General features: G+C 49.0%; 15 protein-coding genes. 9 read left to right on the forward strand and 6 right to left on the reverse strand.

The window, feature by feature from the left end; genetic code table 11:
• The first annotated feature begins 16 nt into the window (after positions 1-16).
• The 3 genes from WKT13_RS00070 (at position 17) to WKT13_RS00080 (ending at position 7,611) form a co-directional block, all read left to right on the forward strand.
• Positions 17-2,044: a family 20 glycosylhydrolase gene (locus WKT13_RS00070; protein ID WP_445323542.1), complete on the forward strand. Its 2,028-nt coding sequence runs from the start codon at positions 17-19 to the stop codon at positions 2,042-2,044.
• Positions 2,045-3,345: 1,301 nt separating this feature from the next.
• Positions 3,346-5,640: a family 20 glycosylhydrolase gene (locus WKT13_RS00075; protein ID WP_340322343.1), complete on the forward strand. Its 2,295-nt coding sequence runs from the start codon at positions 3,346-3,348 to the stop codon at positions 5,638-5,640.
• A gap of 126 nt (positions 5,641-5,766) precedes the next feature.
• The gene (locus WKT13_RS00080; protein ID WP_340322344.1) at positions 5,767-7,611 is read left to right on the forward strand and encodes a glycoside hydrolase family 2 protein; all 1,845 of its coding nucleotides are present in this window, start codon (positions 5,767-5,769) and stop codon (positions 7,609-7,611) included.
• A gap of 557 nt (positions 7,612-8,168) precedes the next feature.
• On the opposite strand, the gene WKT13_RS00085 is transcribed toward WKT13_RS00080, so the two are convergent.
• The 3 genes from WKT13_RS00085 to WKT13_RS00095 all read right to left on the reverse strand — a co-directional run bounded on the left by WKT13_RS00085 (position 8,169) and on the right by WKT13_RS00095 (position 11,690).
• Entirely contained in the window at positions 8,169-9,791 is a 1,623-nt protein-coding gene (locus WKT13_RS00085; protein ID WP_340322345.1) for a hypothetical protein, read from the reverse strand.
• 9 nt (positions 9,792-9,800) lie between these two features.
• The gene (locus WKT13_RS00090; protein ID WP_340322346.1) at positions 9,801-10,298 is read right to left on the reverse strand and encodes a hypothetical protein; all 498 of its coding nucleotides are present in this window, start codon (positions 10,296-10,298) and stop codon (positions 9,801-9,803) included.
• A 327-nt stretch (positions 10,299-10,625) separates the two neighbouring features.
• Positions 10,626-11,690, reverse strand: a complete 1,065-nt coding sequence (locus WKT13_RS00095; RefSeq protein WP_340322347.1) for a glycosyltransferase — start codon at positions 11,688-11,690, stop codon at positions 10,626-10,628.
• A 597-nt stretch (positions 11,691-12,287) separates the two neighbouring features.
• Between WKT13_RS00095 and WKT13_RS00100 the strand changes: the two genes are divergently transcribed.
• Positions 12,288-12,701, forward strand: coding sequence for a DUF6515 family protein (locus WKT13_RS00100; RefSeq protein ID WP_340322348.1), 414 nt, complete (start codon positions 12,288-12,290; stop codon positions 12,699-12,701).
• A gap of 87 nt (positions 12,702-12,788) precedes the next feature.
• Positions 12,789-13,283 (forward strand): hypothetical protein, encoded by a 495-nt coding sequence (locus tag WKT13_RS00105; protein ID WP_340322349.1) that lies wholly within the window; start codon positions 12,789-12,791, stop codon positions 13,281-13,283.
• Between the two features lie 178 nt (positions 13,284-13,461).
• Here WKT13_RS00105 and WKT13_RS00110 read toward each other — a convergent pair whose 3' ends face one another.
• The 3 genes from WKT13_RS00110 to WKT13_RS00120 all read right to left on the reverse strand — a co-directional run bounded on the left by WKT13_RS00110 (position 13,462) and on the right by WKT13_RS00120 (position 18,942).
• Positions 13,462-15,801 carry a TonB-dependent receptor gene (locus tag WKT13_RS00110; protein WP_340322350.1) on the reverse strand — a complete coding sequence of 780 codons (2,340 nt, stop codon included), beginning with the start codon at positions 15,799-15,801 and terminating at the stop codon, positions 13,462-13,464.
• Positions 15,802-15,910: 109 nt separating this feature from the next.
• Positions 15,911-16,249, reverse strand: a complete 339-nt coding sequence (locus WKT13_RS00115) for a hypothetical protein (protein ID WP_340322351.1) — start codon at positions 16,247-16,249, stop codon at positions 15,911-15,913.
• A 176-nt stretch (positions 16,250-16,425) separates the two neighbouring features.
• Positions 16,426-18,942 (reverse strand): outer membrane beta-barrel family protein, encoded by a 2,517-nt coding sequence (locus WKT13_RS00120; RefSeq protein WP_340322352.1) that lies wholly within the window; start codon positions 18,940-18,942, stop codon positions 16,426-16,428.
• 423 nt (positions 18,943-19,365) lie between these two features.
• Here WKT13_RS00120 and dapF point away from each other — a divergent pair, with 423 nt between their 5' ends.
• From dapF to WKT13_RS00140, 4 genes are all read left to right on the forward strand, one after another.
• Positions 19,366-20,208 (forward strand): diaminopimelate epimerase, encoded by an 843-nt coding sequence (gene dapF, locus WKT13_RS00125; protein WP_340322353.1) that lies wholly within the window; start codon positions 19,366-19,368, stop codon positions 20,206-20,208.
• A gap of 31 nt (positions 20,209-20,239) precedes the next feature.
• Positions 20,240-21,475, forward strand: coding sequence for an LL-diaminopimelate aminotransferase (locus WKT13_RS00130; protein WP_340322354.1), 1,236 nt, complete (start codon positions 20,240-20,242; stop codon positions 21,473-21,475).
• A 196-nt stretch (positions 21,476-21,671) separates the two neighbouring features.
• A complete protein-coding gene (locus WKT13_RS00135) occupies positions 21,672-23,861 on the forward strand; it encodes a glutamine synthetase III family protein (RefSeq protein WP_298620370.1) in 2,190 nt (729 codons plus the stop codon).
• A gap of 755 nt (positions 23,862-24,616) precedes the next feature.
• Positions 24,617-25,240: an HAD family hydrolase gene (locus WKT13_RS00140; RefSeq protein ID WP_340322355.1), complete on the forward strand. Its 624-nt coding sequence runs from the start codon at positions 24,617-24,619 to the stop codon at positions 25,238-25,240.
• The last annotated feature ends 68 nt before the right edge of the window (positions 25,241-25,308 follow it).

The following is a 25,308-nucleotide window of genomic DNA, read 5'->3' on the forward strand; positions in this document are numbered from 1 at the left end:
CTAAACATCAACCTATATGAGAACATTCAGAAACGCCGGCAAGTACCTGTTCTGTATTCTGCTTGCCATGTGGACGGCGACATCCAGCGCGGAGCCTAACCGCAAACCATTCGTCATACCCGAACTAAAGTCGTGGACCGGAGCCGAAGGTATGTTCACACCTTCGGGCCGCATAGCCGTGAAAGGCGACAAAGAGATGACACGCATAGCCGACGCCTTCGCTCAGGACTACCATGCCCTCACCGGCAAAACCCTCAAAGTGGTAAAAGGAAGCGGCAAGGCAGGCGACTTTGTTTTAGTAAAAAAGAACGACAAGACGCTGGGTGAGGAAGGCTACAGAATGGACATCGGCGAGAAGGCCGTCATCACTGCGGCCACAGCCAAAGGCGTATACTGGGGCACACGCACCCTGCTGCAACTCTCGGAACAGCATGCGTCGCAGGCCATACCCAAAGGCCGGGCTGTCGATGTGCCCGAATACAGTCTGCGCGGATTCATGATCGACTGCGGCCGTAAGTACATACCCATCAGTTACATACGCAATCTTGTGAAGATAATGTCCTATTACAAGATGAACACCCTGCAGCTACATCTCAACGACAACAGCTTCCCGCAGTTCTATTCCGACTGGTCTAAGGTGCAGGCGGCCTTCAGATTGCAGTCCGACACATATCCCGGACTAACGGCAAAAGACGGTTCGTACACCAAGCAGGAGTTCATCGACATGCAGATACTTGCCGAACACAACTACGTAGAAGTGATTCCCGAGATAGACGTACCCGCCCACTCGCTCGCCTTCACCCACTACAAACCCGAGATAGGATCGAAGGAATACGGCATGGACCACCTCGACCTCTTCAATCCGGAGACCTACAAATTCCTTGACGGACTGTTCGCCGAATATCTCGGCGGAAACAATCCCGTGTTCCGAGGCAAGCGTGTGCACATAGGCACAGACGAATATTCCAACGCCAAAAAGGAGGTAGTGGAGAAGTTCCGCGAGTTCACCGACCGCTACATACGCCTTGTTGAAGGCTACGGCAAGCAGGCCGTGTGCTGGGGAGCACTGACTCATGCCGCCGGAGATACGCCCGTCAAGTCGGACAACGTCATCATGAGCTGCTGGTACAACGGATATGCCGATCCGGTGGAAATGAAGAAACAGGGCTACAAACTCATAAGCATTCCCGACGGACTGGTATATATCGTGCCCGCCGCAGGCTATTATTACGATTATCTCAACTGCCAGTATCTCTACGAAAACTGGACTCCGGCAACCATCGGCAACCGCACATTCGACGAACAGGACCCGGCCATCCTCGGCGGAATGTTCGCCGTATGGAACGACCACTCCGGCAACGGCATATCCGTGAAAGACATTCACCACCGTGCCTACCCAGCCATACAGACACTTGCCGTCAAATGCTGGAGCGGCCGCAACACCACTGTGCCATACGAAGAATTCAACACCCGGCGCCTGCTTCTCAGCGAAGCACCCGGCGTGAACGAACTGGGCACCTACGGACCAGACAAGAAAGAAGTGCTGGCATGTGCCGAGGTGAGCCCCGGAATGGACATGCCATGCAAGGAGATAGGCTACAACTACAGCGTCAGCTTCACCATTGATGCGAAAAACGAGGCCAAGGGCACCGAACTGTTCCGCTCGTCCAACGCCGTGTTCTACCTCTCCGACCCACGCAACGGACAACTCGGTTTCGCACGCGACGGCTATCTCAACACCTTCAACTATCGTCTGCCGGAAGGCAGGAAAGTCACAATCACCATACAGGGCGACAACCGTAAGACCGAGCTTTTTGTAGATGGAAAGAAGATACAAAGCCTCGAGCCCCTCACACTCTATGCCGTGCACGAAAGCGACAAGGTGGATTTCTTCTACGGAGTGGAGCATCCGCAGAAGCCGGAACTGTATAACCCCAGAGCAAGAATGAACTATCAGCGCACGCTCGTCTTCCCATTAGAGAAAGCCGGAGACTTCAAGAGCACCGTCACCGACCTGAAAGTGTACAACTACTTCAAACTGTAAGCCGGCAATAAAGAAACAGTAAGAAGACCATCTAAGACGAACCCATAAAAACCCAAAGGCCTGCCGGAAGATATTTATTGTATTTCCGGCAGGCCCTTTTTATATAAAGAATGACACAAAACCGCCTTCATACTGCTGAAGGCAAAGAATTTTACAATAAATGAACATGTGAATCATGGATTCCTCTATTCTCAAACGCAGCGGTTCTTGACGAAGACTACAGACTGAAGAATGAGCCAAGACTGCTGTATCTGAATAAAAAACAACATTCATGATATGCCTGCCACATCATACGCACACACATATTTCATAGCCCGGCTCCATCCTTTCCGCCTTTATCAACGCACGCCCCACAATGCCCGTTCCGCCGCCATGAATGAATAAATATACACATCGGAAAGTAAAAAATTTTGACAAATATTTTTCGCAAAAGAGAAGTTAACAAATCTTAAATCAGAAGATTACAAGGCGTTTTTGATGCACCTGCGGAACACTTGTGAAGAGATCGCTGTGCGATACAGGCCGTTTTAAGGTCTGATTACGACCATTTCAGGGCATGAAATGCACTGTATAATGGCATGATAGAGGCTTAATCGCAGTCCGATATGGACTTTATTGCGAGGCAGCGGAAGGTAGGCGGAGACACTGATCCGCATAACCCACATGATTATCAGCGCATTGCGCAAACCTCTCAAAACTCGCGTATTTGCGCCCAAACGTGCTGTCGCTCGCAAATATTCAATTCTCACGAAGTTGAGGTCCGGCAGTTCTGCATAATTATACATTCACAACCGTATATTTATGCAGAACTGTCGGGCGCACAATAACGCCCCGTCTGCACGCACGTGTCAGCGCAGACCTGGAGCAGCGGTGTCCGGCAGACGCCACATCTTTGTCGCCGAAATAGAAGTAAATACGACATATCCGCAAAAAACAATCCTGCCGCAAAGGTATGCTCATTTGCGGCTGGAACTGCGAACGAATTATATTCCATATTTTTATTTGCCCCAAAATTTCAGCATTTGACATAGTTGAGATATGGTGATATGAGCACTTCATGACTGGATTAAACATATATTAATACATCCTTGCATCAAAAAACCTTTTAGAAATCATATGCCATACAAAATAATTCTATAATTTTGCTTTCACTAACCATGGCGATTATTGTTTGTAAACATTTGTAGGTCAGCACAATAAAAATACAACATTTTACAAGTAATTATAATTCGCCGAACTCACGTTATATCGGAGTTTGTATACCTAAATCAGCAATTATATTAAGAAAATAATAGATTATTATGGGAATAGACTACAAAAGTTTTATTGTAGGACTGGGTTTAATTGGAGTAGCATGTAATAGTATTTCTGCTACAAAGGATGATATATCAATTATTCCTGCTCCACTTAATATGGTAGTAAAAAATGATTTTTTTGAACTACCGGAACGATGTACAATTGGAATTTCCGACAAGACACTGATGCCTGCTGCAAATTATCTGGCTGGAATATTAAGCAGATCCACAGGATTTAAGTTGACAGTAAAAGAAGGAAAGGGTGACATCAATCTTTCTCTTTCCGATTCTGCAGATGGAGACGGATATAATTTGGTTTCAACCAGCGATGAAGTTACGATTTCAGGAAACTCATATGCCGGTGTGATTTACGGAATTGCTACATTGAGACAACTTTTACCCCATCAGATTGAAAGCAAGAAAGTGGTTGATGGTATTGAATGGACCATTCCTGCAGTGAATATTAAAGATACCCCCCGATTCCAATGGAGAGGACTTATGCTGGATGTTTCGCGCCATTTTTATGACAAAGATGAAGTAAAGGAACTTCTGGATCTTATGGCACTTTATAAGATGAATAAATTCCATTGGCATCTTACTGACGACCAGGGTTGGCGCATTGAAATTAAGAAATATCCTAAACTTACGGAGAAAGGTGCATGGAGAAAATATAATTCACATGACAAGACTTGCATGAGTCTGGCCAAAGAGAATGACAATACGGATTTTCTTATCCCTGAAGAAAAGACTATCATAATGGATGGCGATACTTTATACGGAGGATTCTATACCCAGAATGACATAAAGGAAATTGTATCGTATGCTCAGGTTAGGGGAATAGATGTAATACCGGAAATTGATATGCCGGGCCACATGCTTGCTGCTGTAAGCAATTATGACGGAGTGTCATGTTTCAAGACAACAGGTTGGGGACAAACTTTCTCTTCACCGGTCTGCCCAGGAAAAGATTCAGCCATAGAGTTCTGCAAAAATGTGTATAGTGAAATAATTCCTCTATTCCCATATAAATATATACACATTGGAGGAGATGAAGTAGAAAAGACAAACTGGAAAAAATGTCCAGACTGCCAGAAACGTATCAAGGAAAACAATCTGAAGTCGGAAGAAGAGCTACAGTCATGGTTTATTCATGAAATGGAGGCATTCTTCAATTCCAAGGGAAAGAAGATGATAGGATGGGATGAGATACTTGAAGGTGGCCTTTCAAAAACTGCTACCGTAATGTGGTGGCGTTCATGGGTAACGGATGCTCCCAAAAGAACCACCTCACAGGGAAATAACATCATATTTACTCCAAATTCTTATTTCTATCTGGACTATCAACAGGACAAAAGAACTTTGCATAATATTTATAATTTTGACCCTGCTGTAGAATTCACGGACAAGCCTGAACTTATTAATCAGGTGTTGGGTGTGCAAGGAAACATATGGTGTGAATGGATTCCTTCCAGAGAACGTATGCAATATATGGTTGTTCCCCGTATGCAAGCTATAGCGGAAATAGGATGGAGCAATCCGGTACATAAAGATTGGAATGGATTCATTGACAGACTTTCGGTCCATTTTGATCGTCTTGATGAGATGAATATAAACTATCGTATTCCAGACCTTGAAGGTTTCTATGATTCGAATGTATTTGTAGGTGAGACAAATGTGGATCTTACTTGTATAGACCCTAATGTACAGATACATTATACCACTGATGGAAGTATTCCTACATTAAAATCGCCAAAGTATGACGGGAACCTGAAGATTACAGATAATACAGACCTTGTTTTCCGGACTTTCCGTCCGAATGGAAAACCATGTGATATATTTAAAACCAGATTCATTAAAGGTGAATTTTCTCCTGCGACATCCATTACACCGTCAAATAAAGGGCTCAAGGCAGTTTGGTATAATTTCGCAGGAGACAAATGTACAGACATCGATAAAGCAGAAAAAGTTGGTGAATACCTCATTCCCGATGTTTCTATACCGGAAGGTGTAAATGGAAGAATTGGTCTTGTTATAAATGGATTCATAAATATCCCTGCTGATGGAATATATACTTTTGCACTTACGTCAGACGACGGCAGCACATTGGTCATAGATGGTGACAAGATTGTGGATAATGATGGTCTCCACAGCCCTCGTGAGATTATAGGACAGAAGGCCGTGTCCAAGGGATACCATCCAATAGAGGTGAGATATTTCGACAGTAACGGCGGAGTACTGAAAATGGAAGTGAGAAATGAAAAAGGAAATGTACTTCCGGCTTCGGGCTTATTTGCTTATTAAGCTGGATGAAAATTATTGTATGAGGATATCGGAAAAATGAACCGTATTCCGGATTACAGCATATTTTTCTGAATGCGGCTGCAAAGTTCAAGGAATTGAATATAGAAATTTAACAGATAAATTTTTATGAGAAAAATTTTGATTTGTGCAGTATTGGCAACAATATTTTTTCTGTCTTCCGCTTGGGGACAGCGTAATGAATATCCCAGACCTCAGTTTGAACGTACTGAATGGATAAACCTAAATGGAACATGGACCTGTAAAATTGACCCGTCTGGTGTGGGCATTGAGAAGAACTATAAGGAAGCAAAGGGATTCGACCAGAAGATAACTGTTCCTTTTTCTCCTGAAAGTAAATTGTCAGGAGTGGAACATACTGATTTTATAGAGCATCTGTGGTATCATAGAATGCTGAACATTCCATCTGAATGGAAGGACAAAAGAATAATGCTGAACTTCGGAGGAGTCTATTATGAATCAGAGATTTATATTGACGGTAAATTTATTGACAGACATTTTGGTGGAAGTTCCTCCTTCTCTGTAGACCTTACCGATTTTGTCAATCCCGGCAGCGAACACTCACTTGTCGTATATGTAAAGAGTGACTTGAGAAACAGAGTTCAGCCTGCTGGTAAACAATCAACCCGATACTATTCGCATGTATGCAACTATACCCGTACTACAGGTATCTGGCAGACAGTATGGATGGAAGCTGTTCATCCAAAGGCTATAAAGACAGCACAGATTGTAACAGACATTGATAAATCCCGCATAGTTATCCATCCGGAATTCTATGGTTTGGGAAAGACCAAATTGAGGGTTACGTTAAAGGAAAATGGTAAGATTGCGGCCCAGGAAACTGGTCTGGCTACAGAAAACTCTCCTATAGTACTTAAAGTCAGGAAAGCTAAGTTGTGGAGTCCAGAATCTCCATTTCTTTATGATCTGGATTATGAAGTACTGGATGAGGAAGGAAAAGTTATTGATAAAGTCCATTCATACACAGGCATGCGTAAAATCCATTATGAAGGGAACAGACTGTTCCTCAATAACCGGCCTTTATATTTGAGGATGGTACTTGATCAAGGATATTATCCTGAAAGCCAATGGACTGCACCTTCAGATTCAGCCTTGAGGAATGATATAATACTTGCCAAGTCCGTAGGTTTCAATGGTGCAAGGTTGCATCAGAAAGTTTTTGAAGAACGTTTTCATTATTGGGCAGACAAGTTGGGTTATCTTACCTGTGGTGAAATGAACAGTTGGGGGCTGGATTATAATCTGCCTATTGCAACTACAATCTTTCTTCCGGAGTGGATGGAAATAGTTAAAAGAGACAGGAATCATCCTTCTATCATTATGTGGGTTCCTCTTAATGAGCAGAATAATGTAGATAAGGTAAATTTCCCACGTTTCTCATCACAGTTGTATGATGCTACCAAACTGGTAGATCCTACCCGTCCGGTTCTTACAAATTCCGGTGGTGCCCACTACAAGACAGATATTGTGTCATCCCATCTTTATATCCAAGATTCTGCTTCACTGCATAAGGAACTGTGGAATGACGGAAAATTGTTCCCTGGACATCGTTTCAACGAAGACCCTAGAGTTTTGTATAATACAGGATCAAATTTCCGATACGATATGCATGAGACACGCTGGATGGTATATAATGGTAAATGTCCTTATCTGTTTGATGAGTTTGGTGGAATATCGTTTAATACCAAGCAATCCGGTTGGGGATATGGCGGTTCGTCCAGTGAAGAGGAGTTCTACAAGAAAGTCAGTTCATTGGTAGATGTCGTTCTGAAGATGTATCCTTTTGTGGGCGGTTACTGTTATACACAGTTAACTGATGTCGAACAGGAACAGAACGGATTGTATTATTATGACCGTACCCCCAAGTTTGACATTAAGAAATTAAATGATATATTTGGAAAAAATCCGCTCCAAAATCATATAGAGGAATAAACTGATTGCTTTATATATTGATTATTATTGGAGGTATGCATGAAACAATCATTTGATTTCAATAATGCCACAAGACAATAGTTTTCCCAAAAATACAACACCGGTCCGATATAAAATCAGGTTTACAAACCCTGATTCAATATCGGACCTACGTTATATGAATATGAAAATACTGACAACAACATATCATCCACACACAATCCGCTCCGGACGCATAACTATATACTCTACTGTTTGACAGAATTCTGACAATCGGAAATCGCGCGAGAGATATTGACAATAGTAAAAAGCTGGAGTTATAACTAGAAAATGGCACCCGAAACATAACACCGAACGATAAAGCCCATTTCGGATTCCGAAAAAGTATTTCTGAGGGTGTGATCTGGGCTTTATCAGCATACAATACAGGCTCTTTCGGAATGTGAAAGAGCCTGTATCATATTGCGTCAGAGTGTATACTGATTGTCATTTCACCTAAGCCATATGATTATCTACGCATTACGCAAACCCTTCAAAAATCGCATATTTGCGTCCAAACGTGCTGTTGCCCGCAAATGTCAGCGCTGACCGGGCGTGGCAGTGTCCGGCAGACGCCACATTTTATCGCCGAGATAGAAGTAAAGCGTGCCGTATGAATAGCGGCCTGTCTGCGCGCCGCGGTCGAAGGTTATCCACAGATAGCGTTCATAGTTGCCGTAAGGCACGGGCACTATGGTCGGCCAGCCTCTGAATCCGCCGTTGGCGAACTGCTGGTTGAACGTGCCGAGACAGCGCAGCGACGGATAGTCGTAGATGTAGAACGTGGTGCCCGTTCCGCCGCTCAGCACGTGGCGACGTCCACCCACAGTGGTAATGCGTATTCCGGTGTTGTTGTTGCGGTCGGATTCTGCCACCTGTCGGTACGGTCCGTTCCACTCGTCGCTCTCGCAAAGATAGGTGACGTAGGAGCCGTCCTTCAGCGCGCAGTAGGCAAGACGCCACCGTCCTGCCTCGCTGTCGAAGAAAAAGTCAGGATCTTCGGTATTAAACCCGTGGCCGTTGCTGTAGCTGTGGGGGAACGGCAGTTCGGTGCACTCCAGATAGTGCATGCCGTGCAGCAGGTCGGCCGAGGACGAGCTGTAGGCCAGAGTGTGGGTATCCTCGTGCGTGGTTGTCATCACCAGGAAGCGGCCGGCGTCCTCGTCATACACCATCTTCGTGGCATGGAAACCGTACATCAGGCCGTCGCCCTTGCCGAAGAACAGCGCACCTTCGAGCCGAAGCTCGTAGGAGTCGAGGTCGATGGAATAGACACCCTGCCACGAGTCGCATATACGTTCGAATCCGCGTGTGGTCATGCAGACGTAAAGCCTGCCATCGCGTATGAGCGGCGAGCCGTCCTTGAGCTGCACCACCTGCGGGTCGGCCTGTCCGGTGCCGCACGTCAGCAGGCTGCGCGCGTCTTCCACTGTAACTTCTCCACCTGCCGGCAGCTCCGCACGCACACCGAACGAGTAACGGGTGCAGGTATCGACGCGGCGCATGTCGCCCTCGACACTGTAAAGAAGATCGGCCTGACCGTCGTTGCCGAGCAGGAATACATGGAAGCGTACACCGGTGTACTGCACACGCAGAGACACACGTTCGCGCCGTCCCACTTCCTTAGAGGCAAGCTGCTTCGTATGTCCGTTCTCTATGATTTCCGACACAACGCGTCCTCCGTGATACATGGTGCGTATGGTTCTTCCCTTTCCTTCGTTGTCCGTAAAGTCTATGCCGGTTCTCTCGTCGCCTTCTATGCCGCTGAAGCGCGCCTCATAGCACAGATAGGGATGGAACGCTCCGACACGCAGCGTGGAGGCCGACCTGTCGTCAGCCGTGCTCCCAAGCACAAGCGTGCGGCCCTCCTGCCTCATCGACACGGCCCGCACACTGTCGCCACCCATCACCACTATGTTGGCGGCATCGGGCAGAAAGAGGCGCGTACCGTCCATGTTAATGCGGCTCATCACCTTCGACGAATTGTAGAAATTGCGCACAAACGACTGGCGTACGAACGTCATCGACGTCAGACTGACACTGTCCGCAGGCTGCTGGGCCACCGCCACAGACGGCAGAACCGCCAAAAACAATCCTGCCGCAAGGGTGCGCACCTTTGCGGCAGGAACTGTAAACGAATTATATATCATATTGTTCATCATACATTTTCATCATCCCACAACGCGCGGAACGTCTGCCTCACCGGCTGTCTGCACTTCTACGCTCTGCCCGGTGTTGGCTGCCCGCGAATCTCTCAGTTCCTGACAGTACGACTGCCACGCCGGAACGGCAAAGCAAACAAAGGCGAGCCACACCGCCACGCTTACGGCTCCGGCAGCCACACTGCGGTATCTGTGAAACAGACATGCCATCATTATAGCCAAACCCCAGCCAAGCATAATAGCCATTGAGTACAAAGGATAATCGTCGACAAACACAGGTCCTGCCAGAACAACGAAGAAGAATACCCAGCCACAAACCATAGCCAGAGCATGGCGACGTTCGTCAAGACCTTTATTACGCACATAGCGCATGCGCAGCAACGCTATCGCCGCAAGCGCAATTCCCGGAATAGAATGAACCACCTCCATATTGTGCGCAAGAAACGAAAGTGTGGACAACAGCAGAGCTGCCAGCACTATACAGAAAGAAAGAATGTATCCCTTCATAAGCTCATATGTTTTAATGGTTAGTAAATGCGCGTGTCGTCTTATTGTCCGGCCATAATGTCATGGCCAAAGCATTCGTTATTCGGTCATGACTACTGTCGTATAAACCGCTGTGTACGCCATGCGGTTGCATGGAAAAAACTGCCGCATCTTGCGGTTAAGCCACACCCGCATTACATACAGTATCATTTTCCATCAAAAGTAATGAAATTTTTCCAATAATAAGAAAAAAAAGCGACAAACTGAAAGATTTGTAATAAATTAACAGACGTTGCTTCTCACACCATCGTCACAACAATATCGGTGACAGAAAAAAACGCCGTGACCTCACCGCCTGTTCTCCTCCACCGCCTCGCGCAGCACTCCCGCTACCTCGCGTGCACACCGTTCGTCATTGAATAGGCGCTCGGCAAGCCGGCGTCCACGGCGTCCCATCTCACGTGCTTCGTCGGGATGATCCATTATGTAGCGCACCGCCTTCTCCCATCCGTCCACATCGTAGTAGGGCACAGTGATACCGCAGCCCTCTGAATCAAAGTCGACGGGTATCTGAGGATTGCGGCTGCATATAACGGGCAGACCGAGAGCCAGAGCCTCAACAACGGTTGTAAGGCCCACGGTGTATCTCGTCTCCTTGCAGCATATCACCACACATGCGGCGCGGTCCACCTTCAGGCTGAGTTCATAGGGACACAGTCCGTGGACATAATGCACCGTAATGTTCTCCGCCGGAGGATTGGCTGCAAACACTTCCTCATAATTCACCCCGCCCGTATTGCGTCCGGTGTATATGTCGAGCCGCGCTCCCGCACGGTTGAAGGCATTGACGAGCGTCGGCATGTCGCGCAGTTCCTTACCCGTGGATATGAATCCCGTACGCTCATGAGTACCGGCCGCCATCACACGATCGTAGAATCTGAGATCGGCACCCCAGTGTCCGAGTACCAGACGTTCGGGACGTGCCTTGGGCGAACGCAGCGAGTCGTCGATGAGTTTCTGCGAGAAGAATATCATACGGTCGAACCCTCGGTAGAACAGCCGGCCAAAACGCTCGCGAAGAAAACCGGACGAGGTGATGACGGGCTGATGATGCCATATCACGACAGGGCGGCGGAACAGACGCAGGGCACGCAGAAGGACGATGAGTTCGAGTCCGCGATAATGCGTGGCATACACGGCGTCGAAACGCTCGCGAGAGGTAAGTATGAGCCAAGCGTTGCGCAACATCATGCGCCAGCGCGGCAGACCGGGACGCGAACGGTGCCATACCACCTCGATGCCGCTGGCAGGCAGTCCTGTCGCTCCGTAAAGGAAATGGGCCGGAAACTCTCCCGCCTCCATCCGTTTGCGGATGTGTGCGATGTCCTGTGTGTGATAGAAATATACTTTCATGCCTTTTGTGTGTATGCCGGGTGAGTCTTCTTTTTAAATAATAAGGTGCGTACGGACATTTATAAACCTTGCTATCAAATTACCGAGCGCAGCCTATCTTATGCAAAAACAATGCAAACGAGAGGAAAGAAAGCTCGCTTTCAATTTCCCGAGTGCAGCTTGTTTTATGCAAAAGAGCTTGCTATCAGATTGCCGAACGTAGCCTATCTTATGCAAAGATAGTGCAAACGCACTGACTGACAAAACAAAAGCCTCTGTTTTTGGACACTCCGCGCCCCTGTATCATTGCATACACAGCGCATTCATCAGCCCGCCGATAGGGAAATGCCTGCAAGGTTTAGGCATTTCCCTACGACAAATTAGGGATATCATTTTGCAAATGCGGCATTTTATCCTCATCTTTGCATCAGATAAACAACACGAGGAACACAAAAGGCAGACATGCTTTTCTCCCGTTTGTTTTATCTGTCCAAGGTCACAGACCAAGGAACGGCGAAATGTCATAAACGGTTACAGAATGTTATCAAAGAATAATGATATTAAACCAAATGAGAGTAATAACATCAAATGAGTAACAACCGCAAAAAACTAACGATTATGAAAAAGATTATGATTTGCATGATGGTAGCATTGATGAGTCTCGCTTACGCAGAAGCTGATGCACAGCCACGCAAGCCGAAAAAGGTAAAGGTTGTAAAGAAGGTGGAAGTAGTTGCACCAAGCCACAGAACATTCGGAAGCAGAACAATAAGCGCAATACCGTCGAAGAGTATATATGTGAATTTCAACGGACTGCAGTTCATATACGACGAAGGTGGCAGATATTATCGCAAACTCGCACCGTCAAGATTTGAGATAGTACGCCCGCCGATAGGACTTCTCGTTGAGAAGATATACAAACCGAAGACCATCAAGCGCAACAAAGAGAAGCTTTATCTGGTTGACGGAGTTCTCTACAAGAAGGTGAAGACGCCACACGGAAAGATGTACAAGGTTGTGGGATTCATGTAAGACGGCATTTTCAAACACACGGACATACTGACTGATTGAGTTTTTAACATAGAATTGATTAACGGATTATTAAAAAAAGGAGACATTATGAGAGGTATCAAAGTATTGGCAATGGTGATGATGCTCGCCGTCGGGATGCAGGCGTTCGCGCAGAACAACACAAAACGCGCCGACAAGGCCGACAGACCGACGAAAGAGGAAATTATGAAGAAAAGATGGCAGGCACTGGCCGGACGCATGATGCTCACCGACAAGCAGACCGAACAGCTGGAAGACACATACTGTGACTATATAAAGGATCTTGCGCAACTGAAGGCTGAGAAGCGCAGCGACAGAAAAGAGGCAAAGAAAGACATGGCCGGAAAAAAGGAGAAAGGCAAATGGCAGCCAACCGACGAGCAGGTGGCAGAGATGACCATGAGCGGTTTCGACATGCAACGCAAGCGTATAGACATAAAGGAGAAATACTTCAAGGAGTTCAGCAAGGTGCTGTCTGCACGCCAGGCAAACTATCTGCTGAAACACGACAATATAAAGCCGGGACACAAGAAAGGCATGAAGAGAATGGCCAAAAAGGCATGATGCCACGCAAACGCTTCGCACCGCAGGCATAAACGGAACGCTAAGAGGCAGTGGCGGAGAGAAATCAAAGACGTCATAAAGAAACGTAAAGGCGCGGAACAGTGAAATGCTGTTCCGCGCCTGCGTTTTTCATGCTCTGCGCCGGAGCCTCAGCGGGAGGGCGGCTGCGGACTATCGGTCAGTTGGTTATCTTCACACCGATGAAGAATGTGCGCGGCTGCACCGGGCCGTAGAAGTAGCCAGAGTCGCGGTAGGCACCTTTGTCGAGGTCTTTCTGGAGGGCGTTGAACATGTTCTGCACGCCTCCGTTGAGCTGCAACTTCACATGATCGCTGAGCACGAAGGTATAGTTCAGCTTGAGGTTCAGCTCAAAGAAGTCGGGCGTATGCACAAGTTCATCCTTCGTAATGTAACTGTACTCGTATCCGGCAGGTATCTCCGAGGCGTCGGGAGCTATGTGCGGCACACGCATACGGCCCGTATAGACACCTGAAAGCGAGAAGTCGAAGTTGCGGAACGGTGCGCTCGTGAGTGTGAAGTATCCGTAACAGCCGGGCGTGCGGGGCATGTATTTGGTCGGAGCAACGTCGGGATCCTCGCTCCAGCTTTCTTTTTCGGCATAACGGCTGCGCTGAACAGTGAAGCCGGCCTGCAGCGAAAGGTCGGAGCCATGAGCCAGTTTGCCGTCGAAGTTAAGGCCATATACACGAGCACCATTGCCGTTGCGGCGTTCTTTTATTATGTTGCCGGCATCGTCAGTGCCTGTCATCTCGAGCACAAACACATCATCAAGACGTGTATAGAAGGCTTCCACAAGCAGATTGGCCTGCCAGTGACCGAAGCTGAACGTGCGGTCTATCGATCCGCTGAAGCTGTTGGAGCGTTCGGGTTTCAGTCCGTCGGCCAGCTTTATGAGCACTCCCTCGCCTCCGACAGCCGTCACATGGAGGTCTTCGTCGTAGGCCTGTGGAGCACGGAAACCTGTTGACCACGTGAGGCGCGCCTGCAGTTTGTCCGACGGTTTGTACATAAGGTTTACGCGCGGACTGAATATCGGATTGTCAATAAGATTGTGCTTGTCCACACGGAAGCCAGCAAGCAGCGTGAAGCGGTTGATCTTCCACTCGTTCTGGACAAATCCACCGCCTATGCGTACGTCCTGCTTCATGTCGCGGTTGTAGCCGAGCATGACGTCGTGGAGCGAATTGCTCTGATACTCAATGCCCGAAGTGAAGACGGCAGGAGCAAAGAGCAGGCGTTCGAAATTGCCAGTATACATTGCTCCGGCAACCCATGTCAGGTCGTTGGTCTTGCCGTATGCGTCGGTGTTCTGCTGTGCGCCGTAGTAGCTGTTGCGGTCGGTGTGCTGTATGGACGAGTAGAACGACAGTTTGTGCTTGTATGAGTTGAAGAACACATCGTAGGTCAGACCACCGCTATTTATCACATGTTTGGTCTGCTCGGTGATGTCTGTCTCGAACGGTTCGAGGTCGAACTTGTTGCCGCCACGGCGGAACTCATTGGTGACATGATACTCCAGGCCCAGCCGGCTGAACTGCGACGGACGGTAATATCCGCGAAGTCCGAAGCTGTTCATGTTGAGTTTGCCCAGCTCCGAGAACCCGTCGCCGTCGGCGTCGTACGGATTCCGGTTACGATATGACTGATACAGAGCTATGCCGTAAGTGTTCTTGTCGGACACGAGCGACGCGTTGGCACCGAAATATTGTTCCCACGACTTGCCGTTCATATTCGACAGCGACGAGGAAACCTGGAAAGAGTTGTTCACAGGGTCCTTTGTTATGACATTGATAGTGCCTCCCACGGCGTTGGCTCCGAACAAGGCGGAACCTCCTCCGCGCACCACCTCTACGCGGTCTATCATGTTCACCGGTATCTGCTCAAGTCCGTAAACGCCCGAAAGAGCGCTCACCACCGGTCGGCTATTGATGAGTATCTGAGAGTAAGGGCCTTCCAGACCGTTGATACGCACCTGCGGGAAACCGCAGTTCTGGCAGTTGTTCTCCACACGCAGGCCCGACTGATAGTTCAACGACTTGGCAAGGTCGGACGAGTTGACGGCCTCGAAGAGCTTGCTGTTAAGAACATTCACCACGACGGGCGCGTCGCGACGGCTCGTCTCATTGCGGTTGGCTGACACCACTACTTCGTCCGTGACGGTGACATCGGGCGTCATTACAAAATGAACGTCGGCCGCGAAGTCACGGCTCACGCATATCTTCTTCTCCTGAGTGGTGTAACCGAGCAGCCGCACACTCAGTGTGTAAGTTCCGGCAGGAATGTTGCGGAACATGCAATGGCCGTCTGCACCGGTCACGGCAGCCTGTCCTGTCTCCTCAATCTTTATCACAGCACCCGGCAGATTCTCCTCGCTGTCTTTCTCTATCACGTGTACGGTCACCGCGTTTCCCTCGGTCACCGGTTTGTTTTCGTCGGCACGCACGGCCTCGGATGCGCCGAAAATCATCAGCGCAAGCATTAATATATATTGTCTCATTGTGTATTAATATGTATGATATGTGTATTGTCTGCCGGCAGCTATGCGCTTCCGACAGAATGAAATGAATGATGCTGCTGGACATTATCCGGCATACTGAAAGAACATATTAATACAATGAAGGTGGGGCACGGGGATTGATGTTCAGCGCGCAGCCTGACATTGGTCTGCTCTCAGTGTTGTCCTGCAGAAGGACGTAGAGAAGATGAAGACACACCTGCAACGGCATGGCACCGCCGGGCGCCGTCATCTGCTGGGCTGAAGCGAAAGCAATGGAGTGGATCTGAGAAGAAGAATGGCTGTGATTATTGCCCGAATAAGGATGCGAATGGACAATCTTCACACCGTCAATGGTGTGAACGTGCACAAACATCGTTGTTCCTGCCTTGAACACAACGAAGAGTACAAGCAGGAACAATGATATCGATATGCGTAATCTCTTGCTCAAATCCGGTTACGTTACGTTGAAATGAATGTGGTATAATAGCCTTTACGCCTCACCACCACAATATAATGCCTTGACGGCTGTATATTTACGAGTGTGCAAATATACAAAAAATATTTCTAAATACACACTGCCACCGCATGAGACCGGAAACCCATGCGATGGCAGAATGCTTCATTCTATTGCTGGCCGTTGTTTCCTCCGCCCTTCACATCGTCGTTGCTGATGGTACGGGCAGCCTTCTTCACGCTCGCCGTAAGCTTACCGATGCGGAAACTTACACTCACTCCGTAACGCATCGGAGAATACTCAGACCAACTGCTCGAGGTGAAGTTGATGCTCTCGAGTGTCGATGATGACCTCTTCTTGGAGTTGAAGAAATCGTTTGCGAACAGCGATATCGTGAGTCGTTTGTCTATGAACGACTTGTAGATATTCATTCCGTAATTGAAATAACTGCTGCCTTTGCCCTGGAGAGAGATGTAAGGTGTCTGGCCTGAAACATTTATTCCGATGCGCCAGTCATACGGGAACGTCTGCTGAATACCTGCATAATAGAACATCATCCAGCCGTGATTGCTCAGTCCGTTGCCGTCAGACAGATAGTTATAACCGCCGTTCAGGTTGCTGTAAAGGCGCGTATTTGTAGTGATGTTCCAGTTAATGTACGCACTGAAGTCGAGGCTTCTGGTCTTTCCAATGTTCTTGTACGTCTGGTACATCACGTCCTTTCCGGTCGGGTTCTGCAATCCAGGTATCTCCGTATCGTTGATATATTGCGTCAGACTTTGTATGCTGTTGTTGGTGAACGCATACCGGGTAGAGAAGCTCAGGCTCACATTCTGCGTGAAGTTGTTGTACGAAAGGCTGAACGCATGACTCTTCTCGCTATCCAGGTTAGGGTTTCCCTGACTGATACTTGTCGGATTACTGTCGTCAATGTAAGGATTGAGCGACCATATACCCGGACGGTATATGCGCATGTTATAGCCGAGACGGAGATTCGACATATCCGTAATCTTATAACCGACACTCACAGAAGGGATAACGTCGTCGAAGTCTTTGCGGAAGTCATCTCCGCGTCCAAGCAGGTATTCCACGTCCTGAATGGTATGCTCGTAGCGCAATCCCAGACGGCCGGAAAATCTTTTCAGCTTGATGCCATAGCCCACATAGGCAGCCAGAATATCGTTGCGATGTCTGAAATGTGAACTGTAATCGTCCGAGAACACATATTCGTCATCGCTTCCGGCCTGCCTCTGATAGCGGTCATCGTTCGATTTATTGTTGCGCAGAATGTATTTCAGACCGACCTCAACAGTGTGTATTGTGTCGATTGGCGTTGTAAAATCTACCTGGAAAGTGTTCTCTATCGTATTCTGCTCACCCTTGTTGCGCTGTTCATTCATGCGGTGCAGGAAGTCGAGCCAGCTGTCTTCAGCCGTCATATCGGTATAATAGAAACTGCCGTCAGAGCTGTTCGGGTTGGAGTTTATTCTGTAAGAGAAAGTCAGCATGCGGTCCTTAACATGGAAAAGACGCTGATAGTCCAAACCTCCGTTTATGGAAGACCAGCTGCTGTTCGATCTGTTCTGCGAAGTATAACTATATATAGGGTTGCCCGAAAGAGGCGATGTGGCATTGGTAGTGCTGGTAAAACGGCTCTTGTTTCCACCTCCATACATACCGAAAGACATGCTTACCAGACGCAGCGTATCTATCTCGTAACTGGCTTCTATCGAACCGTACTGGAAGTCGTAGTTGCCCTTTTGCGAGCTGGACGTCTCGACATCGGATGAGTTTTCGTCTATTTCGCCGATACTCTCACGCTTGCTCCAGCTCTTGGTACGCGGCGAACGATTGGTGTTGCTGTAGTTGTAGTTTGCACTGACAGTGAGTTTTCCGCTCTTCACTGTGCCGAAAAGTCCGCCACCCTGACCGCGGTTATTCACGTTGGCCGACATCGTTGCAGTATATCCTACAAGCCCGCTGCCCTCGGTAATGATATTGAGTATTCCGCCCACTCCTTCGGCGTCGTATTTCGGTCCGGGATTTGTTATCACCTCCACACGCTTCACACTGTTTGCCGGAAGACTTTTCAGCACTTCCTTCGGATTGTTGCTCATCATGTTGTTCGGGCGCCCGTTTACATATACTTTGAACGAACTGCTGCCGTTCACCTTTATGTTCTCATCACCGTCAACCGTCACGAGCGGCACCTTACGCAACATTTCAAGCATTGTGTTCGATTTGGAGTCAGGGTCGTCGGCAATGTTATACTCTATCTTATCAATGTCCGATTTCACCAAAGGCTTCTGCACCACCACCTCAACGCCTTTCAGTTCGTTGGCAGCATCGTGCACATACATTGTTCCGAGGTCCACAGTCTTGCCGTCGGCCGGTGCCTTAAACTCCCTTACAACAGGCTGTCGGCCCATCGATGTGAGCGTAGCCACAAAGTCACCGGAGCCTTTGAGACTTATCACAAAGCGTCCGTTCTTATCTGTCACCTGTTTTGCCACTGGTTCGGAAGGAGTCTGTTTGTTTGCCACAGAAACCGTAGCATACGCTTCTCCGTCTTTGGTCAGAGAGTCGAGCAATTCACCTTTCAACTTGAAAGATACGGCACCTGTCTGTGCTGCAATAGTAGAGCTGATGAAAAAAATCATCATCAGAATACTCAATCTGGTTTTCATCTTCTCAATTATTATTGAATATTAAGTTCAGGATATTATTATTTCGCCTTTTGAAAATATATACGCACGAAGCAACCGATTATATACTGCATAACGAATATTTTATTATTTTTTAACAAAAAGACCGTTATAATCCGGTATGTGCATCATTAATGAAAAACCACATGCTGCTGTTTGATAAAAAACCGTCGCATAAGACCTTTTCATACAAGGATCGTGTACTCATAACTATCATTTAATAACAAAAACACAATATTTTAATTACAATTCACACAAATAATAAACAAAATATAAACAAACCATAACTTCAATATCATAAAGACAATTATTTTGCGCACCAATCCGAAGCTTTTATCGCAATTTGTCGTATTTTTGCATTTGTCTTTAATAAAAAGGTATATAAACAAGCACAAAACAGACAAAATGAAAAAAGCTGTCAGATTCACAAAGATGCAAGGTGCAGGCAACGACTACATATACGTTGACAATTCGCTGTACGCAATAGCGAATCCTGAAGAGGCCGCAATAAAACTCAGCGACCGCCACACAGGCATCGGAGGCGACGGCCTAGTGCTCATCGGAAGGCCATCCGACACCGACAGCGCAGACTTCACCATGCGTATTTTCAATGCCGACGGTTCGGAGGCCATGATGTGTGGCAACGCCTCGAGGTGCATAGGAAAATATGTGCACGACAAGAATCTGACACAGAAAACCGCAATACGCCTCGCCACACTGTCGGGTGTGAAGACTCTGAAACTTCATCTTGACGCCGAAGGTAATACCAAAAGCGTGACAGTGGACATGCTTGAGCCAGCACTGTCGTGCCCGGAGCAGTATGACGAGACGTCGTGCGGACACCTGACAGCGGCATTCCACACATTCATTGGTACATTCGTGTCGATGGGCAACCCACATTTCGTGATATTCACCGACGACATCGAACACACCGACCTCGCAAAATACGGAAGCCTGCTGGAGCATAACCCCGCATTTCCGCAGCGCTGCAACATCGAGTTTGCCCAGGTCATAGAGAAAGACAAAATCAGAACAAGAGTATGGGAGAGAGGAAGCGGCATCACAATGGCCTGCGGTACAGGAGCCTGTGCCACAGCCGTGGCTGCCGCTGTCACAGGCCGGGCCGGACGCCACAGCACAATAGTGATGGACGGCGGTGAGCTCGACATCTTGTGGGACGAGGCCGACAACCACGTATATCTCACCGGTGGAGCCGAATTTGTGTTCGACGGCGAGGTGTACCTTTAATCATTCCGACAAACAAAAACATTATACGTATATGGCATTAGTAAACGAACATTATCTGAAACTGTCCGACAACTATCTCTTTGAAGACATAGCCAAGAAAGTGAACGCCTTCAAGCTGTCACATCCCAAGACAAGAGTGATAAGCCTGGGCATAGGCGACGTGACACAGCCGCTGTGCCCTGCAGTGATAGAAGCCATGCATAAGGCCGTTGACGAAATGGCATCCACCGCCACATTCAGAGGCTACGGTCCCGAACGCGGATACGACTTTCTGCGCGAGGCAATCGTGAAGAACGACTTTCTTCCGCGCGGAGTGCGTCTCGATGCCGACGAGATATTCGTAAACGACGGTGCCAAGAGCGACACCGGAAACATAGGTGAGATTGTGAGATGGGACAACAGCATAGGCGTGACCGACCCGATCTATCCCGTATACATCGACTCCAACGTGATGTGCGGACGCGCCGGAACACTCTCCGACGGCCGTTGGAGTAACGTAAACTACATGCCATGCACAGCCGAGAACAACTTCATCCCGCAGATACCGGACCATCGTGTCGACATGATATATCTCTGCTATCCCAACAATCCCACGGGCACAGTGCTCTCCAAGGACGAACTGCGCCGCTGGGTGGACTACGCACTGGAGAACGACACGCTGCTGCTCTTCGACGCTGCATATGAAGCCTACATACAGGACGACGACATTCCGCACTCCATCTACGAGATAAAGGGAGCACGCAAGGTGGCCATAGAGTTCCGCAGCTACTCAAAGACAGCCGGATTCACCGGCGTGCGCTGCGGCTACACCGTCATCCCGAAGGAGCTCACAGCAGCCACACTCGACAACAAAGAGCGCATAGAGCTCAACCATCTGTGGAACCGACGCCAGAGCACAAAATTCAACGGAACGAGCTACATCAGCCAGAGAGCGGCCGAAGCCATATACACCGCCGAAGGCAAGAAGCAGATAAGACAGACCATAGCCTACTATATGGACAACGCGTCCTACATGCTCAACGCACTCAAGAACGCCGGAATGGAGGTATACGGAGGCCGCAACGCTCCATACATATGGATGAAGACTCCCAACAACACGCCGAGCCGCAAGTTCTTCGAGCAGATGCTCTACGCCACAGGAGTGGTGTGCACGCCGGGTGCAGGCTTCGGACCGAGCGGCGAGGGATACGTCAGACTCACCGCCTTCGGCCGCAGCGAGGACTGCCACGAAGCCATGGAGCGCATCACCGCATGGGCCGGCCGCTGACCGCATCACCCTGTGCCGCGGGCCTCAACACAAGTGCCGCACAATCTTTTTGCCTATAAGAGTGGACAAATTATGACGGTTTTTTGATAAAAAAAACTTAACTTTGCACCGCAATACATGCAAAGGCATATAATGCCTGACGCAGGACATGCAGAGCAAAAGCAACAACAAACCCAAAAATAACACTCTTAAAACAATGGCAAACTTAAGATTTGAGGTTGTGGCCGAGGCTTTCAAGAAGAAACCACAGGAAGTCGTCACACCGGCCGAACGTCCGTCGGAGTATTTCGGAAAATACGTGTTCAACCGCGCCAAGATGTACAAATACCTGCCGCGCGACGTTTATGAACAGCTCGTTGATGTAATGGACAACGGCACACGACTCGACCGTTCCATTGCCGATGCCGTGGCCAAAGGCATGAAACAATGGGCCGTGGAAAACGGAGTGACACACTACACACACTGGTTCCAGCCGCTCACGGAAGGCACAGCCGAGAAACACGACGCCTTCATCGAGCACGACGGCAAAGGCGGAATGATAGAAGAATTCTCCGGCAAGCTGCTCATGCAGCAGGAACCTGACGCCAGTTCTTTCCCGAGCGGAGGAATACGCAACACCTTCGAAGCGCGAGGCTATTCGGCATGGGACCCGACCTCGCCCGTATTCATCATCGACGACACGCTCTGCATTCCCACAATCTTCATCTCATACACAGGCGAGGCCCTCGACTACAAGGCTCCGCTACTGCGCGCACTCCACGCCGTAGGCACGGCAGCACTGTCTGTCAGCCAGTATTTCTATCCCGACGTGCGCAAGGTGTCGTGCAATCTGGGATGGGAGCAGGAGTATTTCCTCGTTGACGAAGGACTCTACTCTACACGCCCCGACCTGCTGCTCACAGGCCGCACACTCATGGGCCACGACTCTGCAAAGAACCAGCAGATGGACGACCACTACTTCGGAACAATTCCGGAACGCGTGCAGGCCTTCATGAAAGACCTCGAAATACAGGCCCTCGAACTCGGCATACCGTGCAAGACACGCCACAACGAGGTGGCGCCCAACCAGTTTGAGCTGGCCCCGATATACGAGGAGTGCAATCTGGCAGTGGACCACAATATGCTGCTCATGTCGCTTATGAAGAAGGTGGCGCGCCGTCACAGCTTCAGAGTGCTGCTCCACGAGAAGCCGTACGCAGGCATCAACGGTTCGGGTAAGCACAACAACTGGAGCCTCACCACCGACACGGGCATACTGCTCCACGCACCCGGTAAGACACCTGAGGACAACCTGCGCTTCGTGGTGTTCATCGTCGAGACGCTCATGGCCGTATACAAGCACAACGGACTGCTCAAGGCCAGCATCATGAGCGCCACCAATGCCCACCGTCTGGGCGCCAACGAGGCTCCGCCAGCCATCATATCATCCTTCCTCGGCCACCAGCTCAGCCATCTGCTCGAGCACATAGAGCACGCCGACAAGGAGACACTCTTCAACGTAGCAGGCAAACAGGGACTGAAACTCGACATACCTGAGATTCCGGAACTGCTCATCGACAACACCGACCGCAACCGTACATCACCGTTCGCATTCACCGGCAACCGCTTCGAATTCCGCGCCGTAGGCTCTGAGGCCAACTGTGCCAGCGCCATGATTGTGCTCAACTCGGCAGTGGCCGAAGCACTCAACAACTTCAAACAGCGCGTGGACGAGCTCATAGCCAAGGGTGAGGACAAGATGAGTGCCATCATCGACGTGGTGAGAGCCGACGTGAAGACATGCAAACCTATCATATTCGAAGGCAACGGCTACTCCGACGAGTGGAAAGAAGAAGCCGCACAGCGCGGACTCGACTGCGAGACTTCGTGCCCGGTTGTATTCGACCGCTACCTCGACGAGGACAGCATCAGCATGTTCGAGAATCTCAACGTGATGAAGCGCAAGGAGCTTGAGGCACGCAACGAAGTGAAATGGGAGACCTACACCAAGCGCATCCAGATTGAGGCGAGAGTGATGGGCGACCTCACCATGAACCATATCATACCTGTGTGCACGCACTATCAGAGCCAGCTGGCAAAGAACGTGCAGAGCATGTACGACATATTCCCTGCCAACAAGGCCGACGAACTGACATCGCGCAACAAGAAGATAATCGAGGAAATAGCACAGCGCACACAGATAATAGAGACCGGCGTGGAAGAACTCGTAGAGGCACGCAAGGTGGCAAACAAGATAGAGAGCTGCCGCGAGAAGGCCATTGCCTATCACGACACCGTGGCTCCGAAACTCGAATCAATACGCCACCACATCGACAAGCTCGAGCTCATCGTATCTGACGAACTGTGGACTCTGCCGAAATATCGCGAGCTGCTGTTCATCAAATAATCTCTGACTGAATAAGAATATCATACACCCGACGCTTTCCGCGGCCGTAAAAAGCCGTGGAGAGCGTCTTTTTCATGTCCGCATGCCACACTGCGGGAAGCATGGAATACGCATCTTCACAAACCGTCGAACCACCGTCAGGAAGGCTTTACCGGAAGAATGAATATTTATGCAAAACTCCGAGGCTGATGAATATTTATGCAACGTCAACTTCACGAGAATCGAATATTTGCAGGCAACAGCTCCTTCGGTCGCGTACAGCCAATTCTCAGAGACTTTACGCAACTCATTGTTAATCAGAGCCATACATCCTTTCTTCATTCAATTAATATTTTCCGGCTGTGCGAAAGAGCCTGTTTCGGCACTCAATATAGCCCATATCAGGGCCTGATATCGCATATATCGGCATGCAAACAGAACTGTTTCATAAGCTGATAAAGCCTTTATCGCAAACCGACGTTCAGAAATCGGGATCGCAGACCAGAATTTCCCGACCCGTGAAAATGCAAAAGAGCCTTTCCGGTTCGCGTATTAACATTTATTCACTTCTATTTTACGAAAAATTTTTGTCAAAAAAAAGTCAAGCCGGAATTGTATATTTATGCAGTTCAAGACAATTTTACGCCACTTTGGCACACACCCGATAAAAACTCAGGCGACAATTTGCCGTTGTTCCGACGAATTTATATATTTGCATAATCATAACCACATGGTTATCAGTTATTCATAGAAACACAATCCACAACCACACACACATGGCACAGATAAAGAACATCGTATTCGACTTCGGAGGCGTGCTTGTCGACTGGAACAGCCGCTACTACTACCGCAGCTACTTCAACGACGACGAGCGCATGGAGTATTTCCTCGCCAACATATGCACCGACGCATGGAACCTTGAGAACGACCGCGGACGCACCTACGCTGAGGGCGTGGCACAGCTTGCGGCACTCCACCCCGAGTTTCGCGAGGCCATAGAGATGTTTCCCGTGCACTGGGGCGAGATGCTCCGTTGCGAAAAGCCCGAGAGCGTGGCCCTGCTGCGCAGTCTGAAGGACGAGGGCTACCATCTGTACGGACTCACCAACTGGTCGGCGGAGAACATACACGTGGCCTTTGAGCGCTTCGACTTCCTCTCGCTTCTCGAAGGCACTGTGGTATCGGGCATTGAGAAAGAAGTGAAACCCGAACCGCAGATATACCGCATACTGCTCGACCGCTACTCGCTGAAGCCGGAAGAGTCGGTGTTCATCGACGACAAGGAGGCCAACGTGGCAACGGCCCGCGAGCTGGGAATGCACGGCATAGTGTTCACAAGTGCCGACGACACACGCCGGCAGCTCGACGCCCTCACAGGAACCGCATCATCAGACCGCTGACAGCAGCCATACTCCACACGCCGCAACCGCCACAACGGCTGCGGCACAGCCCATGATACACATGCCGC

The sequence above is a fragment of the Prevotella sp. HCN-7019 genome, from assembly GCF_037890215.1.
Lineage (GTDB): Bacteria > Bacteroidota > Bacteroidia > Bacteroidales > Bacteroidaceae > Prevotella.